This is a genomic window from Roseburia hominis (assembly GCA_040702975.1).
Lineage (GTDB): Bacteria > Bacillota > Clostridia > Lachnospirales > Lachnospiraceae > Allocoprococcus > Allocoprococcus hominis_A.
On record CP159990.1, the window covers coordinates 3,794,534 to 3,810,874 of the forward strand.

20 protein-coding genes and 1 riboswitch are annotated in these 16,341 nt (G+C 46.8%); of the genes, 2 read left to right on the top strand and 18 right to left on the bottom strand.

Features of this window, described 5'->3' with window-relative positions:
• Positions 1-30 precede the first annotated feature (30 nt).
• The 13 genes from ABXS75_17560 to ABXS75_17620 form a co-directional block, all read right to left on the bottom strand.
• Positions 31-939 carry a ribonuclease Z gene (locus ABXS75_17560; protein XCP84817.1) on the bottom strand — a complete coding sequence of 303 codons (909 nt, stop codon included), beginning with the start codon at positions 937-939 and terminating at the stop codon, positions 31-33.
• Positions 940-947: 8 nt separating this feature from the next.
• Entirely contained in the window at positions 948-1,184 is a 237-nt protein-coding gene (locus ABXS75_17565) for a hypothetical protein (GenBank protein ID XCP84818.1), read from the bottom strand.
• An 86-nt stretch (positions 1,185-1,270) separates the two neighbouring features.
• Positions 1,271-1,810, bottom strand: a complete 540-nt coding sequence (rimI, locus tag ABXS75_17570) for a ribosomal protein S18-alanine N-acetyltransferase (protein ID XCP84819.1) — start codon at positions 1,808-1,810, stop codon at positions 1,271-1,273.
• The gene (gene tsaB, locus ABXS75_17575) at positions 1,794-2,612 is read right to left on the bottom strand and encodes a tRNA (adenosine(37)-N6)-threonylcarbamoyltransferase complex dimerization subunit type 1 TsaB (protein XCP84820.1); all 819 of its coding nucleotides are present in this window, start codon (positions 2,610-2,612) and stop codon (positions 1,794-1,796) included. Before tsaB ends, rimI begins: the two co-directional genes overlap by 17 nt.
• A 19-nt stretch (positions 2,613-2,631) precedes the next feature.
• Positions 2,632-3,081, bottom strand: coding sequence for a tRNA (adenosine(37)-N6)-threonylcarbamoyltransferase complex ATPase subunit type 1 TsaE (gene tsaE / locus ABXS75_17580; GenBank protein ID XCP84821.1), 450 nt, complete (start codon positions 3,079-3,081; stop codon positions 2,632-2,634).
• Between the two features lie 49 nt (positions 3,082-3,130).
• Positions 3,131-3,640 carry a YcxB family protein gene (locus ABXS75_17585; GenBank protein ID XCP84822.1) on the bottom strand — a complete coding sequence of 170 codons (510 nt, stop codon included), beginning with the start codon at positions 3,638-3,640 and terminating at the stop codon, positions 3,131-3,133.
• Positions 3,641-3,804: 164 nt separating this feature from the next.
• Positions 3,805-4,446 (bottom strand): ECF transporter S component, encoded by a 642-nt coding sequence (locus ABXS75_17590; protein ID XCP84823.1) that lies wholly within the window; start codon positions 4,444-4,446, stop codon positions 3,805-3,807.
• Between the two features lie 90 nt (positions 4,447-4,536).
• Entirely contained in the window at positions 4,537-5,010 is a 474-nt protein-coding gene (gene ribE / locus ABXS75_17595) for a 6,7-dimethyl-8-ribityllumazine synthase (protein ID XCP84824.1), read from the bottom strand.
• Positions 5,011-5,045: 35 nt separating this feature from the next.
• The gene (locus tag ABXS75_17600) at positions 5,046-6,257 is read right to left on the bottom strand and encodes a bifunctional 3,4-dihydroxy-2-butanone-4-phosphate synthase/GTP cyclohydrolase II (protein ID XCP84825.1); all 1,212 of its coding nucleotides are present in this window, start codon (positions 6,255-6,257) and stop codon (positions 5,046-5,048) included.
• Between the two features lie 129 nt (positions 6,258-6,386).
• Positions 6,387-7,043 (bottom strand): riboflavin synthase, encoded by a 657-nt coding sequence (ribE, locus tag ABXS75_17605; GenBank protein XCP84826.1) that lies wholly within the window; start codon positions 7,041-7,043, stop codon positions 6,387-6,389.
• Positions 7,044-7,090: 47 nt separating this feature from the next.
• The gene (gene ribD / locus ABXS75_17610) at positions 7,091-8,173 is read right to left on the bottom strand and encodes a bifunctional diaminohydroxyphosphoribosylaminopyrimidine deaminase/5-amino-6-(5-phosphoribosylamino)uracil reductase RibD (protein ID XCP84827.1); all 1,083 of its coding nucleotides are present in this window, start codon (positions 8,171-8,173) and stop codon (positions 7,091-7,093) included.
• 466 nt (positions 8,174-8,639) lie between these two features.
• Positions 8,640-8,769, bottom strand: a riboswitch (FMN riboswitch).
• 209 nt (positions 8,770-8,978) lie between these two features.
• Positions 8,979-9,296, bottom strand: a complete 318-nt coding sequence (locus tag ABXS75_17615) for a type II toxin-antitoxin system VapC family toxin (protein XCP84828.1) — start codon at positions 9,294-9,296, stop codon at positions 8,979-8,981.
• Positions 9,283-9,507 carry a hypothetical protein gene (locus ABXS75_17620; protein ID XCP84829.1) on the bottom strand — a complete coding sequence of 75 codons (225 nt, stop codon included), beginning with the start codon at positions 9,505-9,507 and terminating at the stop codon, positions 9,283-9,285. The genes ABXS75_17615 and ABXS75_17620 overlap by 14 nt, the downstream gene beginning before the upstream one ends.
• Before the next feature lie 385 nt (positions 9,508-9,892).
• Here ABXS75_17620 and ABXS75_17625 point away from each other — a divergent pair, with 385 nt between their 5' ends.
• A complete protein-coding gene (locus tag ABXS75_17625) occupies positions 9,893-10,717 on the top strand; it encodes a radical SAM protein (protein ID XCP84830.1) in 825 nt (274 codons plus the stop codon).
• A 27-nt stretch (positions 10,718-10,744) separates the two neighbouring features.
• On the opposite strand, the gene ABXS75_17630 is transcribed toward ABXS75_17625, so the two are convergent.
• The 4 genes from ABXS75_17630 to ABXS75_17645 are packed head-to-tail and all read right to left on the bottom strand — an operon-like array spanning position 10,745 to position 14,950.
• Positions 10,745-11,278 (bottom strand): hypothetical protein, encoded by a 534-nt coding sequence (locus tag ABXS75_17630; protein ID XCP84831.1) that lies wholly within the window; start codon positions 11,276-11,278, stop codon positions 10,745-10,747.
• On the bottom strand, positions 11,269-11,943 hold the full coding sequence (locus ABXS75_17635) for a J domain-containing protein (GenBank protein XCP84832.1): 675 nt from the start codon (positions 11,941-11,943) through the stop codon (positions 11,269-11,271). The genes ABXS75_17630 and ABXS75_17635 overlap by 10 nt, the downstream gene beginning before the upstream one ends.
• Positions 11,940-12,776: a DUF5685 family protein gene (locus ABXS75_17640; GenBank protein ID XCP84833.1), complete on the bottom strand. Its 837-nt coding sequence runs from the start codon at positions 12,774-12,776 to the stop codon at positions 11,940-11,942. The genes ABXS75_17635 and ABXS75_17640 overlap by 4 nt, the downstream gene beginning before the upstream one ends.
• 17 nt (positions 12,777-12,793) lie before the next feature.
• Complete coding sequence (locus tag ABXS75_17645; GenBank protein ID XCP84834.1) at positions 12,794-14,950, bottom strand: Tex family protein; 2,157 nt, start codon at positions 14,948-14,950, stop codon at positions 12,794-12,796.
• 226 nt (positions 14,951-15,176) lie between these two features.
• Between ABXS75_17645 and ABXS75_17650 the strand changes: the two genes are divergently transcribed.
• Positions 15,177-15,782 carry a TetR/AcrR family transcriptional regulator gene (locus ABXS75_17650; GenBank protein ID XCP84835.1) on the top strand — a complete coding sequence of 202 codons (606 nt, stop codon included), beginning with the start codon at positions 15,177-15,179 and terminating at the stop codon, positions 15,780-15,782.
• Here the strand turns inward: ABXS75_17650 and ABXS75_17655 are convergent.
• On the bottom strand, positions 15,775-16,200 hold the full coding sequence (locus ABXS75_17655; GenBank protein XCP84836.1) for a DUF3592 domain-containing protein: 426 nt from the start codon (positions 16,198-16,200) through the stop codon (positions 15,775-15,777). The two genes, ABXS75_17650 and ABXS75_17655, sit on opposite strands and share 8 nt — an antisense overlap.
• Between the last annotated feature and the right edge of the window lie 141 nt (positions 16,201-16,341).

A 16,341-nucleotide genomic window follows, 5' to 3' on the forward strand; every position in this document is an offset into this window, starting at 1 on the left:
CCTCAACTGCAGACAGTGCAGGCCGCGCCCCTACTCCGGGAAATCAAGTTCCACAGACATTCCGTCTTTTCCTGCCACTGCGCCCGGGAAGATCGCACGCACCTCGTCCATATAAGGCTCCGGATAAGTGAGAGACGGACTGTAATGCGTCAACCACATTTCGCCAACCTCCGCCTCTTTTGCAAGAGACGCTGCCTCATAAAATGTCATATGCTTATACTCCACTGCCTTGGCCGCTTTTTCCTTCTCTCCATACATACCCTCACAGATAAACAAATCCGAGCCTGCCGCATTCTGGCGGATAGATTCCACCGGCCTGGTGTCCGTACAATACGTCACCTTGATCCCTTTTCTGGGCGGTCCCAGCACCATATCCGGCGTCAGAATCCTGCCGTCCACTTCCAGGGTCTCCCCCTTTTGCAAATGTTTCCAATACTCCTTTGGAATCTCCTGCGCAAGGGCCCGCTGTACGTCAAACTTGCCGGCCCGGTCGATCTCAATGGTATAACCGTAACAGGTCACGTTATGCTTGACCCTGAACGCGGTCAGCCGATACCCGTTCATCTCAAAGCTCTGTCTCGGCTCCGTAATCTCAACAAATTTTAACTCGAACGGCAGCTCCGGAGCGATCACGCGAAGAGCATTCACCACTCGTTCCAGTCCCCTCGGCCCTATCAGAGTAAGGGGCTTCGTCCTGTCTGCATTTCCCATCGTGAGCAAAAGCCCCGGAAGCCCACTGATGTGATCTCCATGATAATGCGTAAAACAGATCACATCAATGGGCTTAAAGCTCCAACCCTTTTCTTTTATAGCGACCTGGGTCCCTTCCCCGCAGTCAATAAGCAGATGGCTTCCGTTAAATCTGGTCATAAGCGCTGTCAGCCATCGATATGGAAGCGGCATCATTCCGCCGCTTCCAAGCAGGCATACATCTAACATATTCTCTCCTATTCTGTCTGCACGGGAATCGCAAAGGAGCTCACCAATTTGTCATAACACTCCTCACACAAATCAAACCGATGAATTTCATTATCCTTCCCGGAAAAATAATTCCATCGTTTTTCGACGGACAACACATCTCCCTTCAGGATTCCGTTCTCCATCTCCATCTCTTTTCCGCACATATTACAAATGATTTTCGTTGTTTCCTTCTTGTCTATCTGAATGTTCTTATACTGGCGCATACCATTCCTCCTGCGTATCTTTTTCAAAAACTTTTTTGCTTCCGGCCTTCTTATGACCGTTTGCAATCCGGTTCGTTACGCCTTTATTATAGTGTGCCTTCGCCGCTATTTCCAGTGGAAACGTCTGGAATCATACGACTCATAAGAACGGCATCCTCCGGGAATTTACCGCCATAATACAGCCTCCGCTCTCCATCGGTCAAAAACCTGTTCTTCTCATAAAAGGAGATGGCAGCACGGTTGCTTTTACGCACATCCAAAAGCATTCTGGTAAGCTGCTTCTCATGACACACCTGCACCATATGATCGAACAGCATCTGTCCGATCCTTCTTCGCCGGTACTCCTCCTTCACTGCAATTCTGGCAATCTCACATTCGTCCAGAACGTAGTAACAGAAATAGTATCCGATCAGGGTATCCCCTTTAAGCGCTGCAGTACAAAAGGTATGATGCTGCTTTACGGTGCTTCGTATCTCATGAAAACTCCACGGATCAGGAAATACCTCCGCCTCCAGATGTGCCGCCTGTTCCATAAGTTCCCGGTCCGCCAGCGTGATCTCTTTTAAAACGATTGCCGCACTGCCGGACACGTCCTGTTTCACTTCCAAACTATTGCTCTTTGGCATGCTTAATCCTTTCCGCGCGTTCCCGCTCCGCCTGCGATGCCCGCAGGTATTCGGGCCTGTGGTCCGCCGCCGATTCTATGATAATCCCCTTATATTCCTCGTCTGCATTTAGTGCGAGCGCACGCCCGAGGTTCGCCAACCCGCTGTCATCTGTGAGAGCACTATGGCAATATTCTGCTGCCAGTGCTCCCACGGCCGCAGCCCTCTGCGCATTCATATGTGCAGGTGCAAATGAAATCTTCCAACCTGCCATCAACTCTTCTTCCAGTTTTTTTCGATGCACCGGCACGCCGTCTCCCAGGAAAATAATTCCTCTGCCCATCGGATATCGGTGCAGTTTCTCAGCCAGTTCTTCAATGCCAACTGCCATCTGGGGCTCAAGCACCCTTATTTTGCAGCCGGCAAACTCATAAATCCCTGTATAGACCTGGCTTCGTCTGGCATCCATGATCGGGCATACAATCTGATCCGTATAGCATAGATTATATGCCATCCCGTCCACCGTCGGGACATGGATCAGCGGTCTATTCAGGGCAAGCCCCAGCCCCTTCGCCGTGGCAGAACCGATACGCAGCCCCGTAAAAGAGCCCGGTCCACCGGCCACTGCGATCGCATCTATGGTGCTTAAATCCAGTTCTGTCATCTTTACGATCTCATCAATCATCGGAAGCAAGGTCTGGGAATGCGTCTTTTTATAATTGATCGTATATTCCGCCACCGTCCTTGATGCGGTATCCACCTCCTTTTCCACCACCGCCGCAGTCGCGACCAAAGATGAACTGTCTATTGCCAAAATACGCATATTCTCTTCCTCTTTTCCTTTATTCGCCTATTGTCCTTGCAATTGTGATTTTCCTATACTCAAATCCCTGCTCCAGATCCTTCTCAATCTGAATCTGCGTCCTCTTTTCGGGCAGAATCTCCTCGATCAGATTGGCCCATTCGATCAGGCTGACCCCTTCGCCAAATACATAATCTTCGAATCCGATCTCGTCCATCTCTTCGATATCGCCGATTCGATAAACATCAAAATGATAGAAGGGCAGCCGCCCTTCCTCATACACCTGTACGATCGTAAATGTGGGGCTGCTGATTGCCTCTTCAATCCCCAGTCCCTTCGCAAGTCCCTGCGTGAAGACCGTCTTCCCCACGCCCAGATCTCCGATCAGGGTATAGACGTCTCCCGGTTTCGCCAGGCGTCCGATCTCTTCTCCCAGCGCAAAGGTCTCCTCTGGACGTCTGGTCTCTATTATTTGCTTCTGTTCTTCCATGTCTTCAGGCTCCATACTTTATTTTCACACTCTTATGATACGCACTCATCTATGCGCTGACATGCCGGATCTTCACTTTCTTCGGCGGCATATGCGTAGAAATCATCTTCACCGTAGCTCCATACTGCTCTCCCAGGGCCTCCCGCGGGAAAATAAGTGCGCGGACTTTGGAAATATACAGAATCACAGATTGGTTCGTGGAAATGGCCTTCTGGAAATCCTTCCATTCATTCACCACGCTTTGGTCTTCCTGTGAAATCTTTACCCCTTCCTCCGTCAGTTCATAGGTAATCGGTTTTTGGAACATCGGCGATTTGCTCACCTGTTCTTTCGAGCGCATCTTAAGTGTCAGTGGGTTTCCGATCAGAAATACCCCCGCAAACAGGAAAAATGTGGCCGCCGTGCTGTAATAGCCCAGCATCGTCTGGCGCACTCCCAAATATAAGGTCACGCCCCCAAAAACTACTCCTATAATACCACTAAGGCTGGTATACGATGTATATAGCATAAAATCAAACATGGCCTTTGGGGTCATCTTTACGTCAAATTTTACGGACATACCGAAAGCCTCCTTTCGCTTCGCTCATTCGTCTTACCAAAGTATACCACACGATTTTTAGGGAAACAATCCTTTTTCTCAAAAGGGGAGACGGTCTTTTTGGACCCTCCCCCCTTAATGATCAGACAATCCCAGTCAAAATTATGACATACTCTCCTGCCTGTTTATGCTTCTCGTCCCATTTTCAAAATCGGACTGATTTTCTTATAAATCAAAAATACGATCAGCGATACCAAAGCACCTTTTAAAATGTTAAACGGAGCTACCGCAAATACCACAAAGGTCAACAGACTGTCAATGGCAGGGTTGACTGCGCTGCCCATTGCTACCAGCGCATCAATCGGCATCTGGAAGGCCTTGGCGTAAGCCGGAAGCAGAACATATGCGTTCAAAAAGCACCCAACGAACGCCATAACAACCGTGCCGCTCAGCATACCGATGACCGCGCCCATTCTGGTGTGCAGTTTCCGGTAAATCAGGGAAGCCGGAAGGCAGAGGCCGCAGCCGATCAGAAAGTTGGCGATTTCTCCCACGCCTGCCGTATCGGTTCCGTTGATCAGGAAATTGAGCAGGATCTTCACCAGCTCAATGAGTGCGCCTGCCGCCGGTCCCATGGTAAATGCTCCGATTAGGACCGGAACCTCACTGAAATCAATTTCGTAAAAGCTGGGTGCAAAGGGAAGGGGAATCTCGAATAACATAAGTACGACCGCAATCGCTCCCAACATTCCGATCTGTGCAATATATTTTACATTTGTTTTCCGTTTTGTGTTTGTGCGTGTGTTTGTATTTACATCTGTGTTCATCTTTTTCTCTCCTTCTGCAGTTTAAAATATAATACTGTATCCGTTCAAACCAATGCAGAAAATTTCTCCTGCACCAGCGTCGGTCTCATCTCACATCTGTCCCAAAAGGTTTACCATCTCAATAGCAGACAGGGCACAGTCAAACCCCTTGTTTCCTGCCTTGCTGCCGGCGCGCGCGATCGCCTGTTCAATATTTTCCGTAGTAATCACACCAAACATTACCGGGACCTTTGTGGCAAGGCTTACCTGGGCGATTCCCTTGGAAACCTCGTTGCACACATAATCATAATGACTGGTATCTCCACGGATTACGGCGCCAACACAGATCACTGCATCATATTTTCCAGACTCCGCCAGCTTTGAAGCCGCGATTGGAATTTCAAATGCTCCCGGGACCCAGGCCGCAGTAATGTTGTCTTCTTCTACCCCGTGACGCACCAGGCCGTCTACTGCCCCGCCGAGTAGCTTGTTCACAATGATTTCATTAAACCGGGACGCCACAATGGCCACCTTCATTCCCTCCGGCGCCACCACTTTTCCCTCTAGTAAGTGGATCTGATTCATTTTTCTCCTCCTTCTTCATACTATGTATCTTCTATTTACAACACAATCTTTTTGAAAATGTGTCCCATCTTTTCCTGTTTCGTTTTCATATAAAATGCGTCATATTGCTGCGGTGCGATCTCGATAGGAACCCGCTCACGAATCGCAAGTCCGAAATCGCTAAGTCCATACACCTTGAGCGGATTGTTTGTAAGCAAACGCAGGGATTTCACGCCCAGGTCGGACAAGATCTGCGCGCCAACCCAGTATTCCCTGAGGTCCGGGGCAAAACCGAGCTGAATATTCGCCTCCACGGTGTCCATTCCCTGTTCCTGAAGCTCGTAGGCTTTTAGTTTATTAATCAATCCGATTCCGCGGCCCTCCTGACGCATATAGAGAATAATGCCGCGGCCTTCCGCTTCCACCCGGCTCATGGCCGTCTGGAGCTGATTCCCACAGTCGCACCGCAGGGAGCCAAACGTATCCCCGGTCAGGCATTCCGAGTGTACACGGCAGAGCACATTTTCCCCATCTCCAATGTCACCTTTTACCAAAGCCACATGATGCTCTCCCGTGATATCGTTGACATAGCCATAGATGCGGAAATGTCCGTATCTGGTCGGCATATCGGCGCATGCTTCCTTTACCACATGCTTTTCGTGTATCCTGCAATAATCCTGCAGCTCGCGAATGGTAATGAACTTGAATCCGAACTTTTCTGCCAGCTTCCAAAGTCCTGGAGCCCTCATCATCGTTCCGTCTTCTTCCATTACCTCACAGCAGATCCCGCATTCCTTCAGTCCTGCAAGGCGCATCAGATCTACCGCAGCCTCTGTATGGCCGTTTCTTACCAGAACGCCGCCTTTCCTTGATACCAGAGGAAATACATGACCGGGACGCCTTAGGTTCTGCGGTTTTGTGTCTTCCTCCACCAGCTTCCTCATCGTATAAGAACGTTCTGCGGCAGAGATTCCGGTGGTGGTATCAATATGATCCACCGATACGGTAAATGCAGTACAGTGGTTGTCCGTGTTTTCCGCCACCATCTGGGGCAGTCCCAGCTTTCCGGCAATCCCGGCGCTCATGGGCGTACAGATCAGCCCTTTGGCGTAGGTTGCCATCAGGTTGATATTTTCCTGAGTCGCGAATTCGGCGGCACAGATCATATCGCCTTCGTTTTCCCGGTCTTCATCGTCCGTTACCAGAATAATCTTTCCGGCCCGCAGATCGTTAAGCGCTTCCTCAATCGTGTTATATTTATATTCCATTTTACTTCCTCCTGTATTGATGCGTATATTACGCGGCTATAAACTGCTCCGTCGTAGGAAATTCCACAACCAATTCCCACAAATATGTCTACCCGATTCATCACCTTACAAATAAATAATAATTTTTTCCTATATTCCATATTTTTCTAAAAACTCCATCGTAAGTCCGGATTTCCGTAAAGGTTTCGCGTCAGTTTCAGTAACTTTCAACAGGCGCTCTACATATTTGCCCACGATATCATTTTCTAAATTCACCAGGTCTCCCTGTCTTCGCCCAAGCAGCGTCGTCTCTTCTCCAGTATGCGGAATAACCGAAACCTGAAACGTATCCTCTCCCACCCCCGCGACCGTCAGGCTGATGCCGTCGATGCAGATAGAACCTTTTTCGACGATGAGCCGTAAAATGCCCCCGGAAGTCTTGATGGTGACCCAAACGGCATTTTCTTCCCGGCGGTAATTCCAAATGGTCCCGATTCCGTCAATATGGCCGGAAACGATATGACCGCCAAATCTCCCGTCTGCCGCCATAGCACGCTCCAGATTCACCAAATCTCCCCGAGCGGCATGTTTCAGACTGCTGCGCCGGACCGTCTCTGCCATAACATCGGCGGCAAATCCATCGCTCTGCACGGAAGTGACTGTAAGGCAGATTCCATTTACCGCAATACTGTCACCAATCTTTGTTCCTTCCAGAACCTTATGCGCTTCTATATAAATCTTTCCTGATCTGCCACATAAATCTATACGACGAATTTTGCCAACCTCCTCTACGATTCCCGTAAACATATAATTTCTTCCCCTTCTTTCAAACAGGTGCCTTGCTTTCCACTTTGTCATAAAAGATATTCAATCAGTAAATCTTCTCCGATTCCGGAAACATTCTGCAGCTTCATGCGCATCGCTTCGTCCGGCGCCGTAGTTCCAAGCCCTCCAACCGGAGAGGGCGCCTGGTAGGAGCCAAATATTTTGGGAGCGACAAACACCTTTACCTCTTTCACAATTCCGGCCTTCAGTGCACTGTCATTCAAGGTTCCTCCGCCTTCCAAAAGTATGCTGTCTATCTTGCGTTCTCCAAGAATCCGCATAAGTCTTTTTAAATCTACTCTGCCATCCGCATCCGGCACCTCCAGAACTTCAATCTGGCATCGACGAAGCGTTTCCTTTTTCTCTGGCGCGCCATCACTACATGCGATGATCGTCGGATATTCTCCGGCTGTCCTCACGATTCTACTGTCCTCGGGAATTCGCAGATGGCTGTCGCAGATGATGCGCACTGGGCTTCGTTTACCTGGAATCCGGACATTTAGCAGGGGATCGTCGGCAAGTACGGTTCCGATTCCTGCCATAATTCCGGAGTAGGTATAACGCATTTCCTGCACCTTCCTGCGGGCGGCCTCTCCGGTGACCCATTTGGAAGCTCCAGTCCGAGTCGCGGTTTTTCCGTCTGCCGTCATAGCATATTTCATCACCACATAAGGGGTTCTGGTCTCAATATAGTGAAAAAATATGAGATTTAATTCATCACATTTTGCCCGCATAAAGTCTTCTTCCACCCGAACGCCCCCATCGCGCAGAATCGCGGCGCCTTTTCCGGACACCTTGGGATTAGGGTCGCGGGAACCGATGACCACTCTCGCGATCTTGTGCTCCAGGATTGCCTCGGTACAAGGAGGTGTCTTCCCATAGTGGCAGCATGGCTCCAACGTCACATAGAGTGTGGCCCCCCTGGCATCTTCGGTAAGAGACGCAAATGCGTTCCGTTCTGCATGCATCTCACCATATTTCGCATGATACCCCTCTCCGATGATTCGCCCGGCTTTTACAATGACGGCTCCGACCAGCGGATTCGGATTGGTCCAGCCGATTCCCAAACGGGCAAGGCTGATCGCACGCTCCATATATTCATGATCTGTCATTTTGCTTCCTTCTTTCGTTTTAAAGTTTTCTGATGGTTTTTAATAACCAAACCAAAGACACCCAAAATGAATGTCCACTGGGCATTCACTTAAGTATGTCTGATCAAAAAATAGCCCTCGCAAAAACGCTGTAGGGCTATCTGTTTTAAGATGTAGTGGACTTCTTGTTTTCTTGATGAAAATGCCGCTCTTATGCGCATCACTGCCCGAGACAAAATCACATGTACAGACACTTTTTTTCTCATACTGCCATGCAGTTAGTATATGCATGGTAATGAAAAAGAATCTGCTCCGCAGGATTCTCCGCCTGCGGCGGGTCACTTTAGCGACATAATTTCCCTTCGCCGCAGTGCGATCCTCGCGGAGCGTTTTTATTTCATAGGACGCACCCTATGAAATAAAAAATGCTCTGAAATGATTCCACCTCAGAGCACTGGTTACATGTTTTCATACAAAAAAATCCATTCGCCTTCTTCTTTCATCCAGACTATACTGTCGGTCTTGGAATTGCACCAAATCGGCCGCTTAAGTGAACGCTTAAACGGTTCGCGGACTATACCGCCGGTCGGGAATTACACCCTGCCCTGAAGAACCATTATTCTATTATGTAGATTATTATACTCCTTTGTGAAGCAGCATACAAGAACTTTTTTTATCATTTGCACCTGTTTCTATCCTGTCATAAGGTTATATGACATTAGACCCATTCTTCAACAGTAACACACTTAATTTCTTTAAACATTCTCAACTGTTTATCATTAGTCAAAAACAAATCACACTCTTGCACACATGCACTTGCCAGTTGCTATGCATCCATCATTTTAAAATCCTTATATTCAGCTCTAATTTTAGCCGCTTTCTTAGCAACTTCCCCATCCACAGAATATAGTGGAATACCACAATCCGATACGAAATCAAAAAACGCCTCTAATTTTTCAGTATTATGAGTTCTATATGGAAACGTTAAATACTCCGCGCAAGTAATGACTGACGTTACAATTTGTTTCTCATCTTCCAAAATCTCCTCCAGAATATTTCTGGCTTTTCTCCCAAAATTCACATCATTATCCAGAAAATAAATAATAGGCGTTGTATCTAAAAACACTTTATTATATCCTGTCATTATCTCGCATCTCCCTTATACTTTCCTGTGCATCTGACTGAAATAGTTTTTCTCCTCTCCCCACATATTTCGTCAAATCGACCTTTTTCCGCTGCTCTTTATATGGATAATCAAGAATAGTAACTATAACATCTTTTCCTTCGTAATTTCTTATATCTCCATCTTCTATAACAACAACATTGCCCTGTATAGTTCCCTTTACCGCCAACATATTACCTGCCTCCTATTCTTTGGGTATACAAAATATTATATGATAACATCACTGAAACTAAAACCATTCTTCATATACTATCTACTACTGCGTTACTATAATATATCATAAACCATTCCCTCTTCCACTTGACTTTACACTAATATTATACCATTCCTTCCTTTGCTAAACAATCCGGACTTTTAGAACAATAAAAAACAATTTAAAAACCAATCTCAATGCGCTTATAGCCTATTGATACTGCCAAACCGTTTTTATCCTAACGCGGTCGTCCTGTTATGACCAGGTTTTCCTGTTTTGTTTAAAAGTCAGATTGTACATTACCAGCCCCGGTGTTAAAATGTAAGTAATTATACAAAAAACACAAAATTCCCGGAGGTACCTTATGTTTAAAGAAGAACAGATTCATTTTCCACAAAGTGAAATCAAAACCATGTTAGTTCCTGTATCAACAGGATGTCCATATAATAAATGTACTTTTTGCGCGATGTACACAGGCGACGCCTACAGCGAAATACCACTTCAGGATATGGAATACGAACTGCTAAACGGAGATCCATACACAGACAGAGTCTTTCTGACCGGCGCAGACCCTCTTGCAGTGGGATTTGAGCGAATGAGTAAGATTTTAAAATTAATTCACAAATATTTCCCATATTGTGGATGCGTGGCCGCCTATGCGTCGGTCAGAACGGTCCACAAATATTCAACGGAAGAGCTTGCAGAATTACATAAAGCGGGTCTCGGACTTCTATATATTGGTTTCGAGACCGGAAGTGAGGAAGTTCTTAAGTTTGTTCAAAAAGGCCATACAGTAGCCCAGGCAGTGGAAACAGGGAAAAAACTGAATGAAGCGAAGCTGCCCTTCAACTCCATTATCATGTATGGACTGGCAGGCGAAGGGAAATGTGTAGAAAATGCCAGGCAGACCGCTGCTATGTTAAATCAGTTCGATTCCAGTAAAATTGTGACCATGAATCTGACCATATTTGAGACAACAGAGCTTTCAGAAATGACGAAAAACGGAACTTTTATTCCTGCAGGTTCGGAGGAGAAGCTGGAAGAATTAAAGACGCTCCTTCAAAATCTGGAAGCGAGAAAAACTACGGAATTCGATACAACGCATGCTACAAATATTATCAAGATGACAGGATCTCTCCCCGGAGAAAAAGAACGCCTGTTGGAGCACATTGAGGATTTGAAGAAATAAAACAGTACCGAGATAAAGGGGCGCCTGCTAACCCAGCAAGCGTCCCCGCATTTTATTCCAAATATTCCCCTGTACAAATTCATAGGCCCTGTCATAAAGCAAAAGCCCGATCTGCCCTGACGCACATATCACCGCAAGCATAACCACTGAAAGTTCCCTTGCAAAAAGTAATTTCTGAAAAAGCAAAATCCCCGGCAGGAACATGCAATTGAAAATGAGGTATTTTGCCGTCCAGAATAAAGCCTGGCGATTGACATTTCCTTTCATTGTCCCGAGTTTTCGATATACCAGTTCTATCGCCAGAATATAAAATCCCATCGCTGCATAAGAAACCACATACAGTTTATTTGGTGAGATCAAAATCCCGAGCAGGACTCCTGCCAGGTAAAATGCCGCCCCGGTTCCGACTCCTGTTTCCCGAAGCATAATTCCAACAAAGAAAGACGCTGCCGCCAGCAGAAACAACGTGTTCATCTCCAGCACGCTTCCCAGTGCGATACAGATCTCTGTCAGGGCCAGCATAAGTCCGCCAAATGCTATTTTCTTTGCTTTTACATGCATGAGCAAAGGTCTCCTCCCATACATTCGCACAACTGATCCGCAATCATCAGATCACAGCACATATTTCCGGTTCCGCAGGGCGTACTGTTGTTGTTCCCATAACCATAACCGCTTCCGTAAGGACTGTTCTGATAACGCTGTGTATTCCAGCTAAGCTGGTTCAACAGCTGCTGATACTGCGGATTGTGAGGTTCCATATTTACCGCCTGGCCTGCGTGATCACGGGCAACGATGTTATTGCCGATATTCGCATTGGCCACAGCACTTAAGTAATACCACTCGGAAGTCCGGTTGGGCATCCGGTTCAGCAGGTTGATCGCATCCTGAAATCTGCGGTTATTGATAAAATTATACGCCGCCTGCATCTCCACATCCTGCGAACCACCGGAAGAAGTATTCCTCTGATAGCCTCCATTATAACCATATCCATAACCATAACTTGAAGAGCTTCCGTAGCCCGAGGAGCCGCCGCGCTCCCGTTCCTTCATTATCGTGTCATAAGCCTCCTGGACTTCTTTGAATTTCTCCTCAGCCAGATCGGCCAGCGGATTGTTCACATTAGCGTCCGGATGATATTTGCGCGTCAGATCCCGATAAGCTCTTTTTATCTCGTCATCTGATGCACTGGGAGACACACCCAGGACATCATATGGATTCTTTGTCATACTTTCTGTTCCTCTCTTTTCTTATCCTGCAATTTATTAAAACGTTTCCACACTCCATCATATAATATATTTCGCAAAATGTCTACGTCTAAAATGCAGGGAAGTTTCTCAAATTCAGCCGTACACTCTCCAATCATCATGCAGAGCATCTCCCGGCAGCGTTCTTCGTAGTCCGCTTCCCCGGAAAGATTCCTAAGCGGATTGTAGCTGCCGGACTTTATATCTTTCTCCAGATCCTCATAGGCATCCATGATATAAATAAATTTCCCCAGATAAAATCCCAATCTGCGAAGCGGCATCTCCCACTGGTCTTTTTTATAGAGGAAAAGTTCTTCCATAAGCCTTCCGAAGCAGCCCGCAGGGCCGTCGATCTCCATGATATTTTCTTTCTCATACCTGGCAAGCTTCTTAAGTTCCCTGCGGATTACCGTACTCTGCCTGGGGTATCTGAGAATCGCCCTTTTCACCTTTCTTCTGAGCGCACAGGTCCCGGCAAAACCGCTGACGCTTTTCTCGTCCAGCCAATCATCTTTCATATGGTAATACGCCAGAATGAGGTTCATGTCCGCAGCGTATTCCGTGATCTCATTCTGCAGCATGGCCTGCTTCTTCACCGGGTGCACCTTGCAGCGATGCGTAGACATCTTCGTGTCGCTCTCATAAAGCGAGGTCAAAAGAAGGATTGCAAAGGTCATATCATAGGTCAGGGTAAGCTGTCCCAAAGTACCGTAGCGATCCTTCAGGCTTTGACAGAGCCCGCAGTAATACGCCTTATATTTTTGAAAATCTTTCACTTTTAATTCCGGTTCATAAGCGGTTACATATCCGAACATAGAACGTCCTCCATTGTCTATTTCTGAATTCCCCGCATGGTGAGCTGAATCCTCTTTTTCTGCAGATCCACACTCATTACCTTTACGTCCACGATATCACCCACGCTGACTGCTTCCAGCGGGTGTTTGATGAAACGGTCTGTAATCTGGGAAATATGCACCAGCCCGTCCTGATGTACCCCGATGTCCACGAACACGCCAAAATCAATGACATTTCTCACGGTTCCTTTCAGCATCATGCCTTCTTTTAAATCCTTCATCTCCAACACGTCTGTCCGAAGGATCGGGCGCGGCATCTCATCTCTCGGGTCACGGGCCGGCTTTTCCAGCTCTTTTACAATATCCCGCAGGGTAATCTCTCCGATTCCCAGTTCCTCCGACAATTTTTTATAGTTTTTGATCGTGAGGGACAGTCCGATTAATTTACCTCCAATGATATCGTTCGGCTTGAATCCCTGTTTTTCCAGCAATTTTGTCGCCGCCTCGTAGGATTCCGGGTGCACGCTGGTCCCATCAAGCGGGTTCTTTCCACCTGTAATCCGCATGAAACCGGCGCACTGCTCGAATGCCTTTGGCCCTAACTTCGGCACTTTTAAAAGTTCTTTCCGATCTTCGAATTTTCCATTTTCTTCCCGGTAAGCTACGATATTTTTTGCCAGCGTACCGGAAATGCCGGAAATATAGGAAAGAAGAGGTGCGGACGCGGTATTTAAGTCAACGCCTACTTTATTTACACAATCCTCTACCACTCCCCCTAACGCTTCACTTAACTTCTTCTGATTCATATCGTGCTGGTACTGTCCCACGCCGATGGATTTGGGATCGATTTTTACCAGCTCGGCAAGCGGGTCCTGAAGACGCCTTGCAATAGAGGTGGCACTTCTCTGCCCTACGTCGAATTTGGGGAACTCCTCGGTGGCCAGTTTGCTGGCTGAATATACGGAAGCACCCGCTTCATTCACAATCACATACTGCACCTTCTGCGGAATCTCCTTCAAAAGCTCCACGATGAACTGCTCAGACTCCCTGGACGCCGTTCCATTTCCCAAAGAGATCAGGGTGACATGATACTTCGGAATGATTTTTTTAAGCAGATCCTTTGCCGCCTGAATCTTCTGCGGCGTGGTGGGGGCAGTCGGGTAAATGACCGTGGTCCCGATCACTTTTCCAGTCGCGTCCACTACGGCCAGCTTACAGCCGGTACGAAAAGCCGGGTCCCAGCCCAGCACGACCTGCCCTACAATCGGAGGCTGCATCAGGAGCTGTTCCAGGTTCTTTCCGAACACCAGGATCGCACCGTCCTCCGCCTTTTCGGTCAGATCATTCCGTATTTCCCTCTCGATCGCCGGGGCGATCAGACGTTTATAGCTGTCCTCTACCACTTCTTTTAACACCGAAGTCGTGTACGGATTGTCTCTTCGGATCACTTTTTTCTCCAGATAGCGGATAATATCCTCCTCCGGGGCTTCGATCTTCACAGTCAGGAATTTTTCTTTCTCTCCACGGTTCAGCGCCAGCACCCGATGCCCTGCAAGTTTTGAGACCGGTTCGGAAAAATCATAATACATCTCATAAACCGACTCCGCCTTCTCATCTTTTGCAACAGATACCAATACGCCTTTTTTCATCGTCATATTTCGGATACGCGTCCTGTAATCTGCTTCGTCGGAAATGGATTCCGCCAGGATATCCTTCGCCCCATCGATAGCTTCTTTGGCATTTGCAACGCCTCTTTCCTCTGATATATAGGAAGCCGCCAGCGCTTCCAGAGGCTCTTTTGCATTTTGCAGAGAAATGAGTACCGCCAAGGGCTCCAATCCCTTCTCCTTTGCGATGGTCGCGCGGGTTCTTCGCTTTGGACGGTAAGGGCGGTAGAGATCGTCCACCAGCACCTGCGTCTGCGCCGCCAGAATCTGAGCCTTAAGCTCCGGCGTCAGCTTGCCCTGCTCTTCAATGCTGGATAACACCTGCTCTTTTTTCTCCTCCAGATTCCGCAGATACGTCAAACGCTCATATAATTTTCTGAGCTGTTCGTCATCCAGCGTGCCATGCGCCTCCTTACGGTAACGCGCGATGAAGGGGATGGTGTTTCCCTCGTCAATCAATTTTACGGCAGCATCTACCTGCCATCTTTGTACGCCAAGTTCCTCTGTGATCTTTTGATTGATATCCATATAATATAACCTCTTTCTATTTTATCGCATTCACTCCACCTAATAAGTCAACTTTGCACAATTAAAAGTATAGACGATTTTCTCCTCTTTCTCAAGCCTTTCTTCTTCCTTGACCTAAAGATGACCTAAAGAGTATTTTTACAATTCCGAGTATACTCTGTTTTCTTGAAATCGCTGAAAAGTTGTGTTATACTGATGAAAGATTTTAACATAAGGGGATTATTACATGAAGAATTTAACAAACGAACCGCTGTCCAGACAGCAGCAGAAATCCAGAGAGACCAAGACCCGCATCTTCCATGCGGCGAAGAAGATTCTGCAAGAGAAGGGTTATGAACAGCTTTCCATAAAGAATATCTGTGATGAGGCGGGCGTCTCCAACGGGAGTTTCTACCACCATTTTAAGACTAAGGACGATTTGCTTTCCTATTATATCGAGGAACAGCCTAGTATTAACCCTGACCTTCTTGAACTGCCGGAGAGCTGGGATGAGGCAAAGATCGCAATTATCCATGTTTACTTAAACTACGCAAGCTACTGTCGGGAATTAGGCGTGGAGTTTATGGCAAATTACTATACGCCGAAAAATCTGGCCTTGAACCCTACAATCCGTACCGAGCGGCCTTACCCGATTGTGACCGTGGAGAATTATCTGAAAAATGCGATAAACGCCGGGATTCTGACGCTGAAGCTGCCTCTGGAACAGATTCTGACCGATATCCGTATGCTGGTAATCGGTAATGTATTTGAGTGGTGTCTGTATAGTGGGGATACTGATTTTGAAGGAAATATCCGCAGGTCTATCGGACATTATCTGGACGGGATCAGTTGATTATTGCAACACATAAAAGTACTATACTTAATAGGGTTAGCGGGATTCCGACATAGAGTGGCAGTAGAATATTATTTCTGTCATTTATAAGTGCATGCTCTGGCTGATCCACATATACTCTGAGCTCCACTTTATCGCCAATATGATATTTTGAGTTTGGAACAATTTCCATATTTTTCCCATACTTAGAAGAGCTAACCCTATGATTTACCTGATAAACGTTATTATTGTAACTATATTCAATTACTGGTATATATCCAATACCATGATATCCTCTATGATAAAATTTGTTTCTATCGCTACGCACAACTTCTCCAATTACCAGTATATATTCTTTCTTCTCATCTCTATAGTAATTTATCAGCGAAGCTATGCCCAGATAGGCACAGCAAATACTGGCAAAAATGATAGGAACCATATTTATCTCCTTGTTTGCAAATATAAACTTATTTCGAATTCATTTCAAATTATACCACTGATTTGCGAAAGATTCTACTTCGTAATCCGGAATAGAACGAATAAAAAAACCTCTTAGGCAAGCGTTCCTAAGAGATTCTTT

What these genes read in the sequence shown, in the direction of transcription:
- tsaE (XCP84821.1), bottom strand. Translation starts at nt 3,081, where the DNA reads ATGGAAGAACAGAAGCAAATAATAGAGACCAGACGTCCAGAGGAGACC.
- ABXS75_17650 (XCP84835.1), top strand. Translation starts at nt 15,177, where the DNA reads ATGAAGAATTTAACAAACGAACCGCTGTCCAGACAGCAGCAGAAATCC.
- ABXS75_17560 (XCP84817.1), bottom strand. Translation starts at nt 939, where the DNA reads ATGTTAGATGTATGCCTGCTTGGAAGCGGCGGAATGATGCCGCTTCCA.
- rimI (XCP84819.1), bottom strand. Translation starts at nt 1,810, where the DNA reads ATGCCAAAGAGCAATAGTTTGGAAGTGAAACAGGACGTGTCCGGCAGT.
- ABXS75_17565 (XCP84818.1), bottom strand. Translation starts at nt 1,184, where the DNA reads ATGCGCCAGTATAAGAACATTCAGATAGACAAGAAGGAAACAACGAAA.
- tsaB (XCP84820.1), bottom strand. Translation starts at nt 2,612, where the DNA reads ATGCGTATTTTGGCAATAGACAGTTCATCTTTGGTCGCGACTGCGGCG.
- ribD (XCP84827.1), bottom strand. Translation starts at nt 8,173, where the DNA reads ATGACAGATCATGAATATATGGAGCGTGCGATCAGCCTTGCCCGTTTG.
- ABXS75_17620 (XCP84829.1), bottom strand. Translation starts at nt 9,507, where the DNA reads ATGTTGGCGGTAAAGGGAACTATACAGGGCAATGTTGTTGTTATAGAA.
- ribE (XCP84824.1), bottom strand. Translation starts at nt 5,010, where the DNA reads ATGAATCAGATCCACTTACTAGAGGGAAAAGTGGTGGCGCCGGAGGGA.
- ABXS75_17640 (XCP84833.1), bottom strand. Translation starts at nt 12,776, where the DNA reads ATGTTCGGATATGTAACCGCTTATGAACCGGAATTAAAAGTGAAAGAT.
- ABXS75_17630 (XCP84831.1), bottom strand. Translation starts at nt 11,278, where the DNA reads ATGCATGTAAAAGCAAAGAAAATAGCATTTGGCGGACTTATGCTGGCC.
- ABXS75_17645 (XCP84834.1), bottom strand. Translation starts at nt 14,950, where the DNA reads ATGGATATCAATCAAAAGATCACAGAGGAACTTGGCGTACAAAGATGG.
- ABXS75_17590 (XCP84823.1), bottom strand. Translation starts at nt 4,446, where the DNA reads ATGAACACAGATGTAAATACAAACACACGCACAAACACAAAACGGAAA.
- ABXS75_17615 (XCP84828.1), bottom strand. Translation starts at nt 9,296, where the DNA reads ATGACAGGATATAATAAAGTGTTTTTAGATACAACGCCTATTATTTAT.
- ABXS75_17655 (XCP84836.1), bottom strand. Translation starts at nt 16,200, where the DNA reads ATGGTTCCTATCATTTTTGCCAGTATTTGCTGTGCCTATCTGGGCATA.
- ABXS75_17585 (XCP84822.1), bottom strand. Translation starts at nt 3,640, where the DNA reads ATGTCCGTAAAATTTGACGTAAAGATGACCCCAAAGGCCATGTTTGAT.
- ABXS75_17635 (XCP84832.1), bottom strand. Translation starts at nt 11,943, where the DNA reads ATGACAAAGAATCCATATGATGTCCTGGGTGTGTCTCCCAGTGCATCA.
- ABXS75_17625 (XCP84830.1), top strand. Translation starts at nt 9,893, where the DNA reads ATGTTTAAAGAAGAACAGATTCATTTTCCACAAAGTGAAATCAAAACC.
- ABXS75_17600 (XCP84825.1), bottom strand. Translation starts at nt 6,257, where the DNA reads ATGGAATATAAATATAACACGATTGAGGAAGCGCTTAACGATCTGCGG.
- ribE (XCP84826.1), bottom strand. Translation starts at nt 7,043, where the DNA reads ATGTTTACGGGAATCGTAGAGGAGGTTGGCAAAATTCGTCGTATAGAT.